General features: G+C 63.2%; 19 protein-coding genes and 1 pseudogene. 11 read left to right on the top strand and 9 right to left on the bottom strand.

What is annotated here, in order from left to right; genetic code table 11:
• Positions 1-26 precede the first annotated feature (26 nt).
• Together ABIA45_RS26555 and ABIA45_RS26550 are read right to left on the bottom strand one after the other, a co-directional pair.
• Positions 27-698 (bottom strand): OmpA family protein, encoded by a 672-nt coding sequence (locus ABIA45_RS26555; RefSeq protein ID WP_157287232.1) that lies wholly within the window; start codon positions 696-698, stop codon positions 27-29.
• Positions 699-845: 147 nt separating this feature from the next.
• Positions 846-2,408 carry a caspase family protein gene (locus tag ABIA45_RS26550; protein WP_271539789.1) on the bottom strand — a complete coding sequence of 521 codons (1,563 nt, stop codon included), beginning with the start codon at positions 2,406-2,408 and terminating at the stop codon, positions 846-848.
• Between the two features lie 346 nt (positions 2,409-2,754).
• Here ABIA45_RS26550 and ABIA45_RS26545 point away from each other — a divergent pair, with 346 nt between their 5' ends.
• The 4 genes from ABIA45_RS26545 (at position 2,755) to ABIA45_RS26530 (ending at position 6,152) form a co-directional block, all read left to right on the top strand.
• A complete protein-coding gene (locus ABIA45_RS26545; protein WP_271539788.1) occupies positions 2,755-3,561 on the top strand; it encodes an N-acyl homoserine lactonase family protein in 807 nt (268 codons plus the stop codon).
• A 180-nt stretch (positions 3,562-3,741) separates the two neighbouring features.
• Positions 3,742-4,578: a hypothetical protein gene (locus tag ABIA45_RS26540; protein WP_271539787.1), complete on the top strand. Its 837-nt coding sequence runs from the start codon at positions 3,742-3,744 to the stop codon at positions 4,576-4,578.
• A gap of 107 nt (positions 4,579-4,685) precedes the next feature.
• Positions 4,686-4,865, top strand: coding sequence for a hypothetical protein (locus ABIA45_RS26535; RefSeq protein ID WP_271539786.1), 180 nt, complete (start codon positions 4,686-4,688; stop codon positions 4,863-4,865).
• Between the two features lie 270 nt (positions 4,866-5,135).
• The gene (locus ABIA45_RS26530) at positions 5,136-6,152 is read left to right on the top strand and encodes an adenylate/guanylate cyclase domain-containing protein (protein WP_404654361.1); all 1,017 of its coding nucleotides are present in this window, start codon (positions 5,136-5,138) and stop codon (positions 6,150-6,152) included.
• 41 nt (positions 6,153-6,193) lie between these two features.
• Here the strand turns inward: ABIA45_RS26530 and ABIA45_RS26525 are convergent, their stop codons facing one another.
• Complete coding sequence (locus tag ABIA45_RS26525; RefSeq protein ID WP_404654359.1) at positions 6,194-6,469, bottom strand: hypothetical protein; 276 nt, start codon at positions 6,467-6,469, stop codon at positions 6,194-6,196.
• A gap of 215 nt (positions 6,470-6,684) precedes the next feature.
• Here ABIA45_RS26525 and ABIA45_RS26520 point away from each other — a divergent pair, with 215 nt between their 5' ends.
• Positions 6,685-7,089, top strand: a complete 405-nt coding sequence (locus ABIA45_RS26520) for a VOC family protein (RefSeq protein WP_157287005.1) — start codon at positions 6,685-6,687, stop codon at positions 7,087-7,089.
• A gap of 174 nt (positions 7,090-7,263) precedes the next feature.
• Here ABIA45_RS26520 and ABIA45_RS26515 read toward each other — a convergent pair whose 3' ends face one another.
• The 4 genes and pseudogenes from ABIA45_RS26515 to ABIA45_RS26500 form a co-directional block, all read right to left on the bottom strand.
• Positions 7,264-7,620 carry a hypothetical protein gene (locus tag ABIA45_RS26515; protein ID WP_244941474.1) on the bottom strand — a complete coding sequence of 119 codons (357 nt, stop codon included), beginning with the start codon at positions 7,618-7,620 and terminating at the stop codon, positions 7,264-7,266.
• Positions 7,621-7,701: 81 nt separating this feature from the next.
• Positions 7,702-7,785: pseudogene (locus ABIA45_RS26510) on the bottom strand (MarR family transcriptional regulator); the annotation flags it as partial.
• A 107-nt stretch (positions 7,786-7,892) separates the two neighbouring features.
• Positions 7,893-8,612: a class I SAM-dependent methyltransferase gene (locus tag ABIA45_RS26505; protein WP_404655754.1), complete on the bottom strand. Its 720-nt coding sequence runs from the start codon at positions 8,610-8,612 to the stop codon at positions 7,893-7,895.
• A gap of 90 nt (positions 8,613-8,702) precedes the next feature.
• Entirely contained in the window at positions 8,703-9,245 is a 543-nt protein-coding gene (locus tag ABIA45_RS26500; RefSeq protein ID WP_271539781.1) for a MarR family winged helix-turn-helix transcriptional regulator, read from the bottom strand.
• A gap of 111 nt (positions 9,246-9,356) precedes the next feature.
• Here ABIA45_RS26500 and ABIA45_RS26495 point away from each other — a divergent pair, with 111 nt between their 5' ends.
• The 5 genes from ABIA45_RS26495 to fahA all read left to right on the top strand — a co-directional run bounded on the left by ABIA45_RS26495 (position 9,357) and on the right by fahA (position 15,055).
• Positions 9,357-11,015 (top strand): FAD-dependent oxidoreductase, encoded by a 1,659-nt coding sequence (locus ABIA45_RS26495; protein WP_404654356.1) that lies wholly within the window; start codon positions 9,357-9,359, stop codon positions 11,013-11,015.
• A gap of 7 nt (positions 11,016-11,022) precedes the next feature.
• Positions 11,023-11,247 (top strand): DUF2783 domain-containing protein, encoded by a 225-nt coding sequence (locus ABIA45_RS26490; RefSeq protein ID WP_025032749.1) that lies wholly within the window; start codon positions 11,023-11,025, stop codon positions 11,245-11,247.
• A gap of 18 nt (positions 11,248-11,265) precedes the next feature.
• Positions 11,266-12,222 carry an MBL fold metallo-hydrolase gene (locus ABIA45_RS26485; protein WP_404654354.1) on the top strand — a complete coding sequence of 319 codons (957 nt, stop codon included), beginning with the start codon at positions 11,266-11,268 and terminating at the stop codon, positions 12,220-12,222.
• A gap of 2 nt (positions 12,223-12,224) precedes the next feature.
• A complete protein-coding gene (gene hmgA, locus ABIA45_RS26480; RefSeq protein WP_404654352.1) occupies positions 12,225-13,571 on the top strand; it encodes a homogentisate 1,2-dioxygenase in 1,347 nt (448 codons plus the stop codon).
• A 212-nt stretch (positions 13,572-13,783) separates the two neighbouring features.
• Positions 13,784-15,055 (top strand): fumarylacetoacetase, encoded by a 1,272-nt coding sequence (fahA, locus tag ABIA45_RS26475; RefSeq protein WP_404654350.1) that lies wholly within the window; start codon positions 13,784-13,786, stop codon positions 15,053-15,055.
• 116 nt (positions 15,056-15,171) lie between these two features.
• Here fahA and ABIA45_RS26470 read toward each other — a convergent pair whose 3' ends face one another.
• Together ABIA45_RS26470 and ABIA45_RS26465 are read right to left on the bottom strand one after the other, a co-directional pair.
• The gene (locus ABIA45_RS26470) at positions 15,172-15,483 is read right to left on the bottom strand and encodes a DUF1272 domain-containing protein (protein WP_404654349.1); all 312 of its coding nucleotides are present in this window, start codon (positions 15,481-15,483) and stop codon (positions 15,172-15,174) included.
• Between the two features lie 74 nt (positions 15,484-15,557).
• Entirely contained in the window at positions 15,558-16,037 is a 480-nt protein-coding gene (locus ABIA45_RS26465; protein ID WP_036016121.1) for an Lrp/AsnC family transcriptional regulator, read from the bottom strand.
• A gap of 121 nt (positions 16,038-16,158) precedes the next feature.
• On the opposite strand from ABIA45_RS26465, the gene hppD reads away from it, so the two are divergent.
• Entirely contained in the window at positions 16,159-17,277 is a 1,119-nt protein-coding gene (gene hppD / locus ABIA45_RS26460; RefSeq protein ID WP_404654348.1) for a 4-hydroxyphenylpyruvate dioxygenase, read from the top strand.
• The last annotated feature ends 78 nt before the right edge of the window (positions 17,278-17,355 follow it).

The following is a 17,355-nucleotide window of genomic DNA, read 5'->3' as shown; positions in this document are numbered from 1 at the left end:
TGTCACTGGCAATGGATTCGTCGTGCTCACTTCGATGCGGTGGTCTTGTTTTCCATGTTGACGACCTGCACGCGCCGGTTGGCCTCCGCCAGCGGCTGGTTCGGGTCCTTGAGCTTGCTCTTGCCGTAGCCGACGGTGACGAGATCGGTCGCGGAAATGCTGTACTTCTCGACCAGGTAGCGCTTGATCGAATCCGCGCGACGCTCCGAGAGGTCCTGGTTGTAGGCTTCGCCGCCGGCGGCGTCGGTGTGGCCGGCAACCACGAAGGTCGAGCCCTTCAGGTCCGGGCTAGTCAACGCGCGGCCGAGCGCCTGCACCGAGGGCAGCGACTTGGCGCTGATATTGGCGGAGTTGTAGTCGAACGTGATCTCGAGATCGATGTTCGGCTTGTCCTTGGCCGCGGAGGCGATTTCCTCGCGCTCGATGGACGACAGCGACCGCGTCGAGCGGCCGCGCACCGACTGCAGCAGCTTGGTCTCCGCGGCGTTCGGTGCGGTTTCGGTCTGCGGACCGATCGAGAGGCCGCGGGTCAGGGGCTTCTTCGGCGCCGGCGCCAGCGCGCGGACGATCTCGTCCTCGGTGACGTTCTTGCTGTTGCCGTCATCGCCCGCATATGTGGCCGAGGTCGGCAGCGACAGCGCGGCGCCGACGGTGATGATGGACAGAATCGCGGTAAGCCAATTTGCAGCCGATCTCATTCCCAGTCCCTCCTGCGCAGCCAGCTCACGTGCTCTCAAAATTCAAGCAACACGCCCCCGAAAAGGCCTGTTGCGGCATCCGCCCATTGGTCTTCCCAGGGCTGTTCAAGGTTCGAGCCTTGGACGGGGGCCCAACTCAAAAAAATACTAGCGCACTCCGTAGCTTGCGAATTCCTGAACGATGTTCGGATCCATCGCCTTGGCATTGGCGATGTCCAGCGCCCCCTCCTGGGTCGAGCCGTTGCGTTGCTTGGCGAGGCCGCGTCCGTAGAGCGAGGAGGTCAGGCGTGGGTTGATCTTCAGGGCCGCGTCGAAATCGGCGATCGCATTCTTCACCGCGCCCGACTTCAGATTGACGAGCCCGCGGCTGTCCAGCGCATCGACGAAGTTCGGCCGCAGCCGCAGCGCCTCGTTGCAATCCTTCAGCGCGGCCTGGAGGTCGCCGACCACGGTGCGGGTCCAGCAGCGGTTGTTGAGGGCCTCGACGTCCTTCGAATTGATCCGGAGGGTGTCGTCGAAATCCTTGATGGCGAGGCTGTAGGCGCCCTTGCTGGCATAGACCTGGCCGCGGCGGTACAGCGCGTTCACGTCGTCAGGGTTGGCGGCAATCTTGGCGGTCAGGCTCTTGATCGTGGGATCGTCAGCCAGGGCGGCAGCGCTCGGCCCACCGTCCGTGCTCGGCGCGGGAGCGGGATCAACCGGCTTCACCGGCGGTGGCGGCGGGGGCAGGGCGGCCTCGATCTGCGGCCTCGGCGTGGGAGCAGGCGCGGGCGCCGGTGCCGCGACTGGAGCCGCAGGTGGCGGAGGCGCAGGAGCGGGAGCTGCAGCCGCGCTGTCGGCCGGCTTCGGCGGCGGCGGTGGTGTCGGCGGTGCGGGAGGGGCGGGCGGCGGGTTGTTGGCGACGACAGCCGGCGCGGCGGGAGGCGCGGGCGGCGGCGTTGCCGGACGCGATCCGCCGGCGCCCGGAATGAACGAGAAATCTTCGGCCAATGACGAGGAAATCCACGGCACCTGCTCGCCGCGCGAGGCGCGGGTGACGCCCATCTTGGTGCGGTTCAGCGTCTCCTCGGCCATCAGGTCGGGAACGCGGATTTCCTTCAGCAGCTCCTGGACGAACAGGCTGCGGTCGCCGCCGGCGTCCGAGACCACCGAGGCCAGTGCCGCCGAGTACATCACCAGCGTGCCGTTCGGGGCGATCACCGGGGTCAGGCCCGCTGAGAAGCTGCGGAACCGGCGCTCGAACGGGTTGCGCCTGGACGCATCGACCAGCGCGATCTTGACGCCGGCGCCGCGGGTGTTGAGCTCGCCGAGGACCGTCTCGAGGCTGAAGCCATCGCGGCGCACGTCGGACTCGGTCCAGATCTGCGCATCCACCGGCAGCAAATAGCTCTGGCGGGCGGACTGGATGCCGAAACCCGAGAAGAACACCAGCGCGACCGAGCCCGGCTTGATTTTGCCGTAGAGCTTATCGAAGGCACGGCGCATGGCGTCGCCGGTCAGATTCTCGCCGAGCTCGACCGAAAAGCCGTCGCGCTTGAGCTCGTCGGCGACGGCGCGCGCATCGTTGATCGGTTCCTTCAGCGGGGCATCCGCATCCGGATATTTGGCGTTGCCGATGACCAGCGCAAAACGGTCGCCGGCCGCAAGCGAGGGGGCCGTCGGGACGAGCGAGATCAGCAAGGGCAGAAGAAAAAAGAAGCGAATTTTCATAATCAGCGCGGTCCAGCCAAAAGGCGCCGTTCCAGCTTGCGCCGCGGCGACCTTAACTTACGCTTACCTCATTATCAAACCGGGGACGGAGGGCGTCAACCGCTTGGAGATACGGCCTTATCCTGATGATGGACCGCAGCGGATGGGCATGCCGCGAGAGGAATGGATGGGGTTGTCATGACGGTCCTCGGTACCTCGATGCTGTCGGCGGACCTTAGCGCAGCCAGGGCGGGTGAAGACGTGATCGATCTCACATTGCAGCCTCGCCTCCGGGTTTGACCTTTCCTGCCGGTGGTGGCTTGGTGTGCGCGATCGTCCAAGATCCAACTCTAAAAAAAGCGAGCCCATGGGAAACGTCTACGAGATCTACGCCCTGCGCTATGCGACGATGTCGCCGCGCACCCCCCACATGAACTTCCTCGTGCCCGACCCGCATGACAGCGCGGCGCAGGACCTCGATTATTTCGTCTGGCTGATTCGGGGGCACAGCCGCGACATTCTGGTCGATACCGGCTTCAACGCCGAGGAGGCGAGCGCGCGAGCGCGCAAGCTCACGCTCAATCCCGTCGATGCGCTGGAGCGTTTCGGCGTTGCGGCGTCAGCCATTCGTGACGTCATCGTGACGCATCTGCATTACGACCACGCCGGCAATCTCGACCGCTTTCCCAATGCGCGCTTCCATCTGCAGGAGCGCGAGATGGCCTACGCGACCGGGCGCTGCATGTGCAACGGCCTGCTGCGCCACCCCTTCTCGGTCGAGCATGTCACGCTGATGGTGCGCCACGTCTATGGCGAGCGCGTCACCTTCTATTCCGGCGACGGCGAGGTTGCTCCCGGCGTGACCGTGCACCGCGTCGGCGGCCATTCCGATGGCTTGCAGGTGGTGAAGGTCGAGACCGCGCGCGGCTCCGTGGTGCTGGCCTCCGATGCCGCGCATTACTACGCCAATCTGCAGCGCCGGAGCCCGTTCCCGATCGTCTACAATGTCGGCGACATGGCGCAAGGCTGGGACACGATCGAGCGTCTCGCGGGTCATCCCGACAGGTTCATCCCCGGCCACGATCCGATCGTGACCGAGATCTATCCGCGCGCCAGCGATGAGGTCGATGCCTGGGCGCTGCATTTGCCGCCGACGCGGTCGTTCGCGACGTGACGATATCGTCACTTTGGAGACAAAGGTGGTCACCCGCCTTCCCGGCCTCACGCCGACCCCGCGCCGTCGCGGCCGTGCCTGACCTGGTCCGTCCCTCGTGGTGACGGCGGCGAAGTAGGTTTCGGCAAGTGAGGATAGCGACTTTCGTCGCTCGGGACGATGTAAAGCATCGGCCCGGGGATGCGCGATCGTGCACGCCGATTGACGTATTCATTTGTCATTTCTAGGTTGTGCCTGACATTCACAACGGTGTTCGGCGTGCTTTCAAAACTCAAAAACCTTGCTGCCGACGCCATGAAAGGCGCCAGCGGGCATTTCTCGAAAGCTTCCAGGGCAATTGCCGACTTGGCCGCGAGTCTCGCCGGCCGCGCCGCGGCCGCCGCTGATCTAGGCCGCATTCTCGATATCATCGAAATGGTCCCTGGCGTCAGTTTCGAGAAGCCTGAGCCTAATGCCGATTATCTCAGTACGCTGCTGGTTGCGGTGCAGATGGGCGAGCTTACGCTGGCCGTGCACTACCGCCAACAAACCGAAGCTGGCGTCGTGCGCCTGCATCCCGTCACAACGGCTGAGGCCAATGCACTGACCGGTTCGGACGACAAATTTTCCTCGATGATCCTGATCGACGGTGAGAACGACAAGCCTGCCATCCAGATGCTGATGAATACCGAGCATCTGGCAGAAAATTATCGGTACGTCACCGCCGACACTCTGGTCAACGCATTGGCTTTCCCGATCGAGAATGTCAAAGGCGGTTTCATCATTGCCAGGCCGTTTCGTTCAATCGCGCGACCGATCGCAGGATGGCTGCTCAACATCATTTTCGACCAGGGTGAGAAGCTACATCGCCGTTTCCGTGGCAACCGCGCCGAAGGTCGGCCCCAATCACCGTCGCTATCAGCGGAGGAGGCAGCCGGCGCGGCGAGTGTCTCGATCACGCCGGAAGACAGTGACGTCCAGGCTCGGGTCTCCGATCGAGCCATCGACGACCAGCCGCGGAATGATGGCGTGAATTGACTGAACAGCGTCGAGGGCCGCGCGCTCTGTGGTCTCGTCTCATCGCCACACGCTTCCCCTGGGATGTGCATCGGGCGCGTGAGTGCGCCCAGGCGTGCCGGGTCCCAGTGCTCTACATCGAAGCGGCCCATCGGCTCGCGGATCTGGATCGTTTTGCGGCGCTGTGTCCGCAACTGGTCACGGCCAAGGCCGTCGGCTCGGGGCATTTCCTGTCGCTGGAGGTGCCGGAGCAGATCAACCCGATGATCGATCGGTTTATCGCGCTCTACGTGCGAAGACACGGGTAAGCGTAATCGCTGCCGGGCAGTGCGGCGATCGACCGCCTCACTCACGCCGTGGCATCACGATAGCCAACGCACCAGGCGACAGAGCAGATCGTTCACCGCGTCCGCTTCGAGAGTAGAGCAGACCTGGCCTGTCTCGAATGCCCCGAAGCTGCCAATGCTCCGCATTGTGAAATTGCCGATCAAGGCTCAAATTGATGTAGGCTGAACGGCGCGAAGCGACGTGATACTTGTTCTGCCCCCGCTGCCTGTGGAAGCGACATGCGGAGATCGTTGGCGCCCACTATCGTATTGGCTGCAATAGGATTGCTTGCGGGCGGCATCTATCGTTACATTGTCGACGACCCGAGCGAAGCTACGCTTGCAAACTACCTCCGCAGCGGCCTGCATGGGATGGGTGTCGCACTCGCGGCTTGGGCGGTTCACCTCCATTTCACCTCGCGCAGCAGCGCGTGGGTGACGAAATGGCCGCTCGTCGGCGAACTGCTCGTCAAATCTGTCGTCATGGCCATCGTGGTCGCGGCGGCTGCGATTGGGCTGCAAGCCGCACTCTATGGACACCGGATTGACGCCGCGTGGCTCGCGGCGGGCCTGCCTCGCATCGTCGGCGTCGCTTTCTTGATGTCAATGCTGATCAGCTCGGCCTACGAATTGATACGGCTTATCGGCGGCCGTGTTCTTCTCAGCGTCGTTCTCGGCCGATACCGGCGTCCGACGCGTGAAGAGCGCGCGCTATTGTTTCTCGATCTTGTAGGCTCGACATCACTCGCCGAGTCGATGGGCGAGTTGCGAATACAGGAGCTTCTCACCCGCGTCTTTTTCGACATTGACGAAGTCATCCTCGCTCATGGCGGCGAGGTGCACGCCTACGTCGGGGACGAGGCTATCGTTACATGGCGGGTGACTGCCAATCTGTCGGCGCGGCGCTGTATCGGTTGCTTCTTCGCCATCCAGGACAGGATTGTCGACCACGCCGCTTTCTATGTTCGCGAATTCGGCATAGTGCCACGCTTTCGCGGAGGAATGCACGCCGGCTTGGTGGCGATCAGCGAATGCGGCGATTCACGCCGACAGATTGCCTATTTTGGCGATACCGTGAACGTCGCGGCGCGGTTGCAGGAGCATTGCAAGGAGATCGATCGACCCCTGCTCGTTTCAGCCGACCTGTTGCGCTTGGCGAACCCTACCGCCGACCTTGTGGTCGAACCATTGGGGCCAACGCGGTTGCGCGGACGCCGCGCGCCAATCGACGTGCTCGCCGTCGAGCGCCGTCCGTTGACCGACGCGTGAGCCTTCTTGCTCAGTAGCAATACGAAAGATTGAGGTGAACTCTAGGTCTTCGGCTGCCTGATGAAGCCAAAGTAAAGGCAGACCAAGAAGAGAATGAAATGGACGACGGAACGGCCGCCGCTGACCAGCGGTATCTCGACGAAGTCTGTTCCCAACAGAGGCACAGAAACTTCGGCGACAAAGAGATAGAACAAGATGCCTGATGATACAAAGAACGCGCCTGCCAAGAATTTGCGAAATTCCCTGTTTCGCCACGCGAAAAAGAGGCTTCCGACGGCCATGATGAGGCCTGCGGCGACGTAGAGGACAATGATCATGTTTTCCTCACGGGATCAGGCGCGGTCCACAAAACTTAGTTGGTCGCCAAATTCAGAAGCGCCAGATGCTCTGCCCAGTGGTTACATGTAGGTCGTTCCCCGGCGACCGGTCGGCATCTGCTGCACTGCGCAAGTCCGGAGTTGGCCCATCATGCCGCTATCCGGTCAGCACGGCCCTACAAATGACGCCCCGACGAACTCAGAAGGAGAGAAGGATGCTAGAAAAAGCGAAGGTCGCCGCCCGTCTTCCAGCCAAGGATTTAGATCGGGCGCGGGCGTTCTATTCCGAGAAACTCGGGCTCGACCCGGTCGAACAGCGCGAAGGTGGTCTGCGCTACGTCTGCGCAAGCGGAGAGTTTGCAATATTCATCTCGGCCGGAGTGCAATCCGGCACGCACACGCAGATGGGCTGGGAAGTCGAGGACATCGAATCGACGGTGCGGGAACTTCGTGCAAGGGGAGTAAAGTTCGAGGAATACGACTTGCCCGGCCTGAAGACCGTTGACGGGATCGCCGAGATAGCTGGGAATTACGCAAGCAAGGGCATCGGTGAGAGAGGCGCATGGTTCCGCGACAGCGAAGGCAACCTTCTTGGAATTGGGCAGCCTATTCGAGCTTGACAGGCAGGAGTGCGTCGAAACGAATAGCTAATCTGGCCAGATGTTCGCCTCCTGGCCAATTCTGACCTTCGATCAGAGTGCAGCGAGGTCTGCTTTCTGAAGCTGACCCGAACAGCGCGATGCGAGCGGGCCAACGGCTTGCCCAGCGGCCCTCGCCTGGTTCGTTCGTGGCTCCTACTCGATCGTTGCATTCACCGTCATGACCGATCGGCCCGAGCCGTATGGACCCTTTCCTTCACCATAGATGGCGAACGTATCGTTGCCCTTGTAGCCGGATGCCGCGGTATACCTGAACGTCGTGACGTTGACCTGTCTGAGCGTCCCGTGCGCGGGCTTCCGGGACACGCCCGAGCGATGCATCGCTCCCGGAATTCGCATCGGGAAATTGCACGTTTCGCCCGACCTGACCGCGAAGTAGGCCGTCATGTCCACGCCAAACACGGATGGATTGCCGGTGACCCTGCACTCGGAGATGGCGAAGGCCGTGGCCGGCGTCAGGCTCACGACAGCAGCGAGAGCTAATATCCGCATGCGCGTCTCCCGTCGGGATCAAGCGGCAATTGATCTCTAGGGGTCGGGGATGACCATTGATATGAATCAACATATCGTCCGCTAATACGCCTGCGTCGCATCCGCCTCTTCGCTGGTCTGGATCAGATCGAGGCTCTGCTCGGTCTTGCCGAGCAGAGCTCGTAGATGGGTTGAGCCCTTGCGAAACCCATCGATCCATCCGCGATGACGCATGATGGGTTTCGCAAGGGCTCAACCGATCCTACGCGCCGAGACGGGCGGCGGACGCGATGTCAACGAGCACCGGCAGGATCCGGGCAAGCAACGATGTCGCGAGGAGATTTTCGAGCCGCCAGCTCCGGAGGAGAGAATACTGCGAGGTATCCTCCGTCCCCTGCGAGCTTATAAGTGGCGATCTCGCGATAGTCGAGGGCGGTCAACTCGCAGCGCAAGAGCTCAATTGGCGTGCCATGCTTCGAGGTCGGAAGCTCAAGATCGACAATTCCGACCCGCGCACCTTGCTTCAAGGCGGGCGCGAGATTGTAGAGGAAGGCATACGGTTGGGTTATCTCGTGATACATATGCACAAGGATTGCGGCGTCCAGCGAGGAAGCGGGCAGACGCGGGTCGTGTGGTTCGCCGAGCGCGAATTGCACGTTCGTCAACTTCAGAAGTCTTGTTCGCCTGGCGAGTTCGACGAGGTAATCCCGCGTGACGTCCTGGGCAACGACAGAGCCGGCGGGGCCGACGAGGTGCGAGAGCCTGACCGTGTGGTAGCCGCTGCCTGCTCCAATGTCGCCGACTGTCATACCTGGCTTCAGTTCAAGAACGCGCGCGATTTGACCGGCCTCATTGAGGGCGTCGCGGCGCTCTTCGGCGGAGCGGCGCGGGCTGACGATCCGCGCGACAGGACGCTGGGGTGAGGGAAACTCGTTTGCAGCGACTCCAGGGGGAGCCAGATGACCTATGTCAGCGGCGTGTGCGCGAGTCGCGGCAAACGCCACAAGTACCATCGCAATATACGTTGCTGCCGTCACGGTCCTACCTAGCTTTCTCAACCGGACTCCCAAAAAGCTGACGTCTGCGCCCTATGGGTGGGCGCCCTAATACGCCTGCTTCGCATCCGCCTCTTCGCTGGTCTGGATCAGATCGAGGCTCTGCTCGATCTTGCCGAGCAGGGCCGAGAGCTGCTTGCGCTCCTGCGCGGAGAGGCAGGCGAGGATCTCGTCCTCCCGCCGCAGCAATTGCGGGAACAGCTCCTCGTAGAGCGCGCGGCCCTTTTTCGTCAGTTGCAGGCGGAATTCGCGGCGGTCGGCTTCGTTCTCGACCCGCTCGATCAGGCCGTCGCTGAGCAGCGTCGTCACCGCGCGGCTGATGGTGGATTTGTGAGTGCGGGTGCATTGCGAAATGTATTGCGCGCTGCAGGCATCATTGCGGAAGCCGAGCGTGGCGATGACGCGCCAGGCCGGAATGTCGAGGCCGTGGCGCTCCTGATACTCGACCGACAGCGCGGAACTGACTTCCGCCGCGAGCCGGTTGAGGCGGAACGGCACGAACTTGAACAGATCGAGCCGCGGCTTTGGCTGCGCCGAAGCCTCGTCGGCCGCGCGCGCTTTGAGCGCGATGTCGCTGGATGTCCTCGCCAAGGAGAGCGCCTCCGAATTCCAGTTGACGGCCGGCCGGCTCCGGTCCAGAATAGTTGCACGTGAGACTATCTAGCAGATCGATCCTGTCCTGACCAGAGCCGAGGTTCGTGTATGGCGCCGGCCAATACCCCTCACGCCAAAACCCTGAACGCCAAGACCGCTCAAGCCAAGACCCAGTTCGGCTACCGCCGTCACCCCGATCAGGACCGCCCCGGCTCGAGCCCCGCGGCGCATCCGATCGTGATCGTCGGCGCGGGCCCGGTCGGGTTGTCGCTGGGGATCGACCTTGCCCAGCGCGGTCAGCGCGTCGTGCTGCTTGATGATGCCGACCGCATCGGCGAAGGCTCGCGCGCGATCTGCTTCTCGAAACGCTCGCTGGAATATTGGGACCGGCTCGGCGTCGGCGACCGCATGGTCGAGAAGGGCGTGGTGTGGAGTGTCGGCCGCATCTTCCATGGCGAGTCGCAGCTCTACCAGTTCAACCTCCTGCCCGAAGACGGTCACAAGCGGCCGGCCTTTATCAATCTCCAGCAATATTACGCCGAGGCCTATCTGGTCGATCGCATCAACGAGCTGCCGGAGATCGACCTGCGCTGGCGCAACAAGGTGACAGCGCTCGAGCAGCGCAACGATTCCGCGCTTTTGACGATCGAGACGCCCGAGGGCGCCTACCGCCTGAATGCGCAATATGTCGTAGCCTGCGACGGTGCGCGCTCCTCGCTGCGGCAGATGGTCGGGGCGGAATTCGCCGGCCAGGTGTTCGAGGACCAGTTCCTGATCGCAGACGTCAAGATGACCGCGGAATTTCCGACCGAGCGCTGGTTCTGGTTCGATCCGCCGTTCCATGCCGGACGTTCGGCGCTGCTGCATCGGCAGCCCGACGATGTCTGGCGCATCGATCTCCAGCTCAACCGCTACGCCGATCCGGTTCTCGAGAAGAAGCCGGAGAACGTGCGGCCGCGGATCGCGCGCATGCTCGGCCACGACAAGTTCGAGTTCGAGTGGATTTCGCTCTACAAATTCCAATGCCGGCGGATGGATCGCTTCATCCATGGCCGCGTGATCTTTGCCGGCGATTCGGCGCACCAGGTCTCGCCCTTCGGCGCGCGTGGCGCGAACTCCGGTCTCGAAGACGCGGAGAATCTGTCCTGGAAGCTCGACCGCGTGCTGCGCGGCAAATCGCCCGCGGGCTTGCTGGAGAGCTATCATCTCGAGCGCAGCATGGCGGCCGACGAGAACATTCGCGAATCCACCCGCTCGACTGACTTCATGGCGCCGAACTCGCATCAGGAGGCGCGGCTGCGCAAGGCGGTGCTGTCACTGGCCAAGGAGACCGAGTTCGGCAAGCGCATGGTCAATGGCGGCAGGCTGTCGGTGCCTTGCAGCTATCACTCGCCGCTGTCTTCGCTTGATGCGGAGACATGGCGCGCTGGGCCCTCACCCGGCTGTTCGATGCTCGACGCGCCCGTCGCAACGCGCGCCGGCGAGCAGATCTATCTGACCGACGCTTTCCGCAGGGCTGGAACGGACTTCACCTTGCTGTCGTTCAGCAATGGTGCGCCGATCGATGCGCCTGATGGTATCAACGGCATCCGCATTGGTGCCGACGGTGAATTTGCCGATCCCTCGGGCCTGGTCGCGAAGCGCTACGGCGCCGTGCCCGGTGCCGCTTATCTGCTGAGGCCCGACGGTTATGTCGCGGCGCGCTTCCGTCATCCGACGCGTTCGGCGATCGCGGCGGCGCTGGCGCGAGCCGAAGGTTTGTATTGAGGTTGGCATGCCGCTCTCCACCAGCTCGAACTTCGCGCGCCCCGACGATGCGTTCCGTGCCATCGTCGAGGCGCATCGCGGCCTGACCGAGGAGCAGAGCGCCGATTTCGACGCGGCGCTGGTTCTGATCCTCGCCAACCATATCGGCGACATCGACGTGCTGCGCGAAGCGATTGGACTCGCCAAGCGCCGCATGATCGACGGCCAGCAGCAACAACAGCAACAACAATAGCCCTGTAAGGACGAATTCATGGCGAAAAACTTCGCATCCACCGGCGATCTCTCCGAGAAGAAGATCACTTTCTCCGAGATCGGCACCGATCTCTATGCCTTCACCGCCGAGGGCGATCCCAACACCGGCGTGATCGTCGGCGACGATGGCTGCCTCGTGTTCGACGCGCAGGCGACGCCGGCCATGGCGAACAAGGTGATCGAGCGGGTCCGCACAGTGACCGACAAGCCGATCAAATATGTCGTGCTGTCGCACTATCACGCCGTTCGCGTGCTCGGGGCCTCCGCCTACAAGGCACAAGGCATCGTCGCCTCGCAGGAGACTCATCGGCTGATTGCGGAGCGCGGCCAGCAGGATTGGGATTCCGAGTACGGCCGCTTTCCGCGCCTGTTCCAGGATGCGCAGAGCATTCCCGGCCTGACCTGGCCGACGCTGACCTTCGAAGGCGAGATGACGATCTATCTCGGCAAGCGCGAGGTGCGCCTGATGCAGCTGGGCGCCGGCCACACCTCGGGCGACATTGTCGGCTGGGTGCCGGATGCGGAGGTGATGTTCTCGGGCGACCTCATCGAATATCACTCGGCCTGTTATTGCGGCGATGCGCATTTGCGCGAATGGCCGATGACGCTGAACGAGATCCGCAACTTCAATCCGAAGGCGATCGCGCCGGGCCGCGGCGATGCGCTGAAGGGCACCGCCACGGTGCGCGAGGCGATCGCGATGACGCGCGACTTCGTCACCTCGCTCTATGGTGCCGCCGAAATCTCGGTCGCCAAGGGCCGCAGCTTAAAGGAATCGATGGCGGCGACGCGCGAGGTGATGGATCCGAAATTCTCGAGCTTTGCCATCTACGAGCACTGCCTGCCGTTCAACGTGTCGCGCGCCTACGACGAAGCATCCGGTATAGACGACCCCGTGATCTGGACCGACAAGCGCGACCAGGAAATGTGGGCCGCCTTGCAAGGAGGAGGATAGTCATGAACATCAATACCTCGCCTGACCAGATCATCCGCAGCTCGGCCCAGGTGACGCCGGGCTACATGTCCGGCTTCGGCAATTCTTTCGAAACCGAGGCGCTGCCGGGAGCGCTGCCGATCGGGCGCAACTCGCCGCAGCGCTGCGCCTACGGGCTCTATGCCGAGCAGCTCTCGGGCTCGCCCTTCACCGCGCCGCGCGGCAGCAATGAGCGCTCCTGGCTCTACCGCATCCGGCCTTCCGTGAAGCACTCCGGCCGCTTCGAGAAGGTCGATGCCGGCCTGTGGCGTTCGGCGCCGTGCCATGAATACGACCTACCGATCGCGCAGCTGCGCTGGGATCCGACGCCGCTGCCGAAGGAAGAGGTCACCTTCGTCCAGGGCGTGCAGACCATGACGACGGCGGGTGACGTCAACACGCAAGCCGGCATGGCCGCGCATGTCTATCTCATCACCAAGTCGATGGTGGACCAGCATTTCTATGATGCCGATGGCGAGCTTATGTTCGTGCTTCAGCAGGGCAATCTGCGCCTTGTCACCGAGTTTGGCCGCATCGATGCCGAGCCTGGCGAGATCGTGGTGATCCCGCGCGGCGTCAAGTTCCGCGTCGAGATTCCGAACGGGCCGGCGCGCGGCTATCTCTGCGAAAATTACGGCGGCGCCTTCACGCTGCCGGAGCGCGGGCCGATCGGCGCCAATTGCCTTGCCAATGCGCGCGACTTCCTGACGCCGGTGGCAAACTACGAGGACAAGGACACGCCGACCGAGCTCTACGTGAAATGGGGTGGCTCGCTGTTCAAGACGGCCCTGCCGCATTCGCCGATCGACGTCGTCGCCTGGCACGGCAATTACGCGCCGTACAAGTATGATCTGCGCACCTTCTCGCCCGTCGGCGCGATCGGCTTCGACCATCCCGATCCCTCGATCTTCACGGTGCTGACCTCGCCCTCGGAGACCGCGGGCACCGCCAATATCGATTTCGTCATCTTCCCGGAGCGCTGGATGGTCGCGGAAAACACCTTCCGTCCGCCCTGGTATCACATGAACATCATGAGCGAGTTCATGGGCCTGATCTACGGCGTCTACGACGCCAAGCCGCAGGGCTTCGTCCCCGGCGGCATCTCCTTGCACAATTGCATGCTGCCGCACGGCCCCGACCGCGACGCCTTCGAGCACGCCAGCAACGGCGAACTGAAGCCGGTGAAGCTGACCGGCACCATGGCCTTCATGTTCGAGACCCGCTACCCGCAGCGCGTCACCGCGCATGCGGCGAAGTCGTCGACGCTGCAGGACGATTACGCCGATTGCTGGAAAGGCCTGGAGAAGCGCTTCGATCCGACAAAGCCGTGATGCCTCTTACCCTCCCCTGGAGGGGGAGGGTCGCTACGCATGCAGCGAAAGCGGAATGCGTAGCGGGGTGGGGTGACAGTCTCTCCGCAAGGAAAACTGCCCGAGTGGAGAGATCACCCCATCCCGTCTCATATTTCGCTGCGCTCAATATGAGCCGACCCTCCCCCTCCAGGGGAGGGTGACACCCTCACCGCTGCGCCCACGGGAAACCAATGCCCCACCCCAACGACCCCAGCCTCAGCTCCTTCATCGCCGTCGATCCCGCCTCCGACTTCCCGATCCAGAACCTGCCCTACGGCGTGTTCTCGACCGCTTCCAATCCGACGCTGCGCGTCGGCGTCGCGATCGGAAACTACGTGCTCGATCTCTGGGAGCTCGAGCAGGATTCCCGGCTCGACGTCGGCCCACTCGGCGTGTTCTCGGGTCCCTCGCTCAATCCCTTCATGGCGCTGGGGCCGAAGGTCTGGACCAGGACCCGCGCACGTATCAGCGAGCTCCTGCGTGCGGATCATCCGGAGCTGCGTGACAACGAGGAGCTGCGCAAGCAGGCTCTGGTGCCGACGCGCGAGGCCAGACTGCATCTGCCCTTCGCCGTCTCCGGCTACACCGACTTCTATTCCTCCAAGGAGCACGCCACCAATGTCGGCGTGATGTTCCGCGGCAAGGACAATGCGCTGCAGCCGAACTGGCTGCACATGCCGATCGCCTATAACGGCCGCGCCTCCACCGTGGTCGTCTCCGGCACCAAGGTGAAGCGGCCGCGCGGGCAGCTGAAGCCGCCGAATGTGGAGCTGCCGAGCTTTGCGCCGTGCAAGCGGCTCGATTTCGAGCTGGAGATGGGCGTCGTGATCGGCCAGCCGTCGCCGATGGGCGGCATGCTGAGCGAGCAACAGGCCGAGGAGATGATCTTCGGCTTCGTGTTGCTCAACGACTGGAGCGCGCGCGACATCCAGCAATGGGAGTATGTGCCGCTCGGTCCGTTCTTGGCAAAAGCGTTCGCGACCTCGATCAGCCCCTGGGTGGTGACGCGCGAGGCGCTGGAGCCGTTCCGCCTGAACGGGCCGGAGCAGCAGCCGGTGCCGCTGGATTATCTCAAGCAGACGAGGCCCCAGAACTACGATGTCGAGCTCGACGTGTCCTTGCGCGGCGCCGGCGCCAATGCGCCCGCCAGCATCAGCCGCACCAATTTCAAGTACATGTACTGGTCCTCGGTGCAGCAATTGATGCACCACGCCTCCTCGGGCTGCGCCATGAATGTCGGCGACCTCTTAGGAAGCGGCACCATCTCCGGCCCGGAGAAGAACCAGCGCGGCAGCCTGCTCGAGATCAGCTGGAACGGTACCGAGCCGGTCGAGCTGCCCGGCGGCGCTAAGCGCTCGTTCCTGGAGGACGGCGACAGCCTCGTGATGCGCGGCTGGTGCCAGGGCAACGGCTACCGCGTCGGCTTCGGCGAGGTCGAGGGAACGATTTTGGCGGCGGAGTAGCCGAAGGCGCCGCCACAACCTCCGTCATTGCGAGCGCAGCGAAGCAATCCAGGAATCCCTCCGCGGAGACAGTCTGGATTGCTTCGCTGCGCTCGCAATGACGGCGTGGATGGAGCCTACCGCCGCTCCGGCGGCACGTCGCGCACCCGCGCACAATGCGCCGCGACATCCTCCACGCTGTACTTCAGATGCACCCGCTTGTCGGACGGCACCTGCTTGGCCGTGCACACGCCCGGCCGCCATTCCTGCGCCGGCCTGATCGGGCGCGGGGCAAAGCCGCCGCCGCAGTTCGGGCAGACGTTGAACAGCTTGGTCTCGACGCAGTCCGCACAGAACGTGCATTCGTAGGAGCAGATCCGCGCATCCGTCGCATCAGGCGGCAGGTCGCAATCGCAATATTCGCAGTTCGGTCGCAGCTGCAGCGCCATGTTGAATCTCCGCAACGAGAGTTGCGATCATCGCAGATCGCCTAGCCAGCGCGAATGCCATAGTTCCCTCGATTTCAGCCGGGCTTGATCTCCTTCAGCGGCAGCTTGGAGCTCTCCTTGAGCCTATCAAGCACGATCGAGGAGCGCACATGCGCCACGCTCTGGTGCGGCATCAGCACGTCGTTGACGAGATTGGACAGGCCCTTGAGATCGCGCAGCACGGCCTTGAGCACATAGTCGGCATCGCCCGTCAGCGAATACGCCTCCTGGATCTCGTCGATCCGGTTCACCAGCGCGCGAAAACGCTTGGAATTGTCCGGCGAGTGGGTCGCCAGTCCCACCTGGATGAAGGCGATCACGCCGAAGCCGAGCGCCTCGCTGGAGAGGTCGGCGTGGTAGCCCGCGATCACCTTCTCCTCCTCCAGCCGCATCCGCCGCCGCGAGCATTGCGAGGCTGAAAGGCCCGCGAGCTCGGCGAGCTCCTGGTTGGTGAGGCGGCCATCGTCCTGAAGCGCGCCGAGAATCCTGAGGTCGAAGGCGTCAACAGAAATCATGCGTATTTCATCCATTTCATGCACGGATCGTGCATAGAATAGCCAAAGCCCGTTTCGTTTGCACGCTCATTGCATGACCCATGAAGGATAGTTCCTGTCAGCAGCCATTCGGGAGAACACCATGGGACCGTTTCCGCACGATGCACCGCCGGCCACGATCACTGCCGACAACCCGATGGGCACCGACGGCTTCGAGTTCGTCGAATACGCGCATCCCAATCCGGAAGAGTTGCACGCGCTGTTCAAGCTGATGGGCTATGCGCCCGTCGCGCGCCACAGAACCAAGAAGATCACGATCTATCGCCAGGGCGACATCAACTATCTCGTCAACGAGGAGCCCGGCACGCACGGCTATGAGTTCGTCGCCGCGCACGGCCCCTGTGCGCCGTCGATGGCGTTTCGCGTCGTCGATGCCAAGGCGGCCTATGACCGTGCCATTGCGCTCGGCGCCGAGCCGGCCGATGTGTCATCGACGCAGAAGACGCTCGACGTGCCCGCGATCAGGGGCATCGGCGGCAGCCTGCTTTATCTCGTCGATCGCTACGGTGCCAAGGGCTCGGCCTATGACGCCGAGTTCGAATGGCTGGGCGCGCGCGATCCCAAGCCGCATGGCGCCGGCCTGTTCTATCTCGACCATCTCACCCACAACGTCCATCGCGGCCGCATGAATGTCTGGGCCGGCTTCTACGAGAAGCTGTTTAACTTCCGCCAGATCCGCTTCTTCGACATCGAGGGCCGCGCCTCCGGCCTGTTCTCGCGCGCGCTGACCAGCCCCGACGGCAAGATCCGCATTCCGATCAACGAGGACGCCGGCGATTCCGGCCAGATCGAGGAATATCTGCAAACCTATCGCGGCGAAGGCATCCAGCACATCGCCTGCGGCTGCCGCGACATCTACCGCACCATCGAAGGTCTGCGCGAGGCCGGCCTGCCGTTCATGCCGTCGCCGCCCGATACCTATTTCGAGAAGATCGATACGCGCCTGCCGAAGCATGGCGAGGACGTCGCGCGGCTCAAGAAGAACGGCATCCTGATCGACGGCGAGGGCGTGGCCGACGGCGGCCAGACCAAGGTGTTGCTGCAGATCTTCTCGGCCAACGCGATCGGCCCGATCTTCTTCGAGTTCATCCAGCGCAAGGGCGACGACGGTTTTGGCGAGGGCAATTTCAAGGCCCTGTTCGAATCCATCGAGGAGGACCAGATCCGGCGCGGGGTGTTGAAAGTGGGGGACGCGGCGTAGGCTGCCGCCGTCACGCACACTGCTGTAGGGTGGGCAAAGCGAAGCGTGCCCACGTCCTGCCTAATTGATGCGAAGACG

Origin of the sequence: Bradyrhizobium sp. USDA 336 (genome assembly GCF_044908355.1) — a bacterium.
Taxonomy (GTDB): Bacteria; Pseudomonadota; Alphaproteobacteria; order Rhizobiales; family Xanthobacteraceae; genus Bradyrhizobium; species Bradyrhizobium yuanmingense.
The sequence above is the reverse complement of the archived record's forward strand: the minus strand, read 5'-3'. Positions and strand labels throughout refer to the sequence as shown.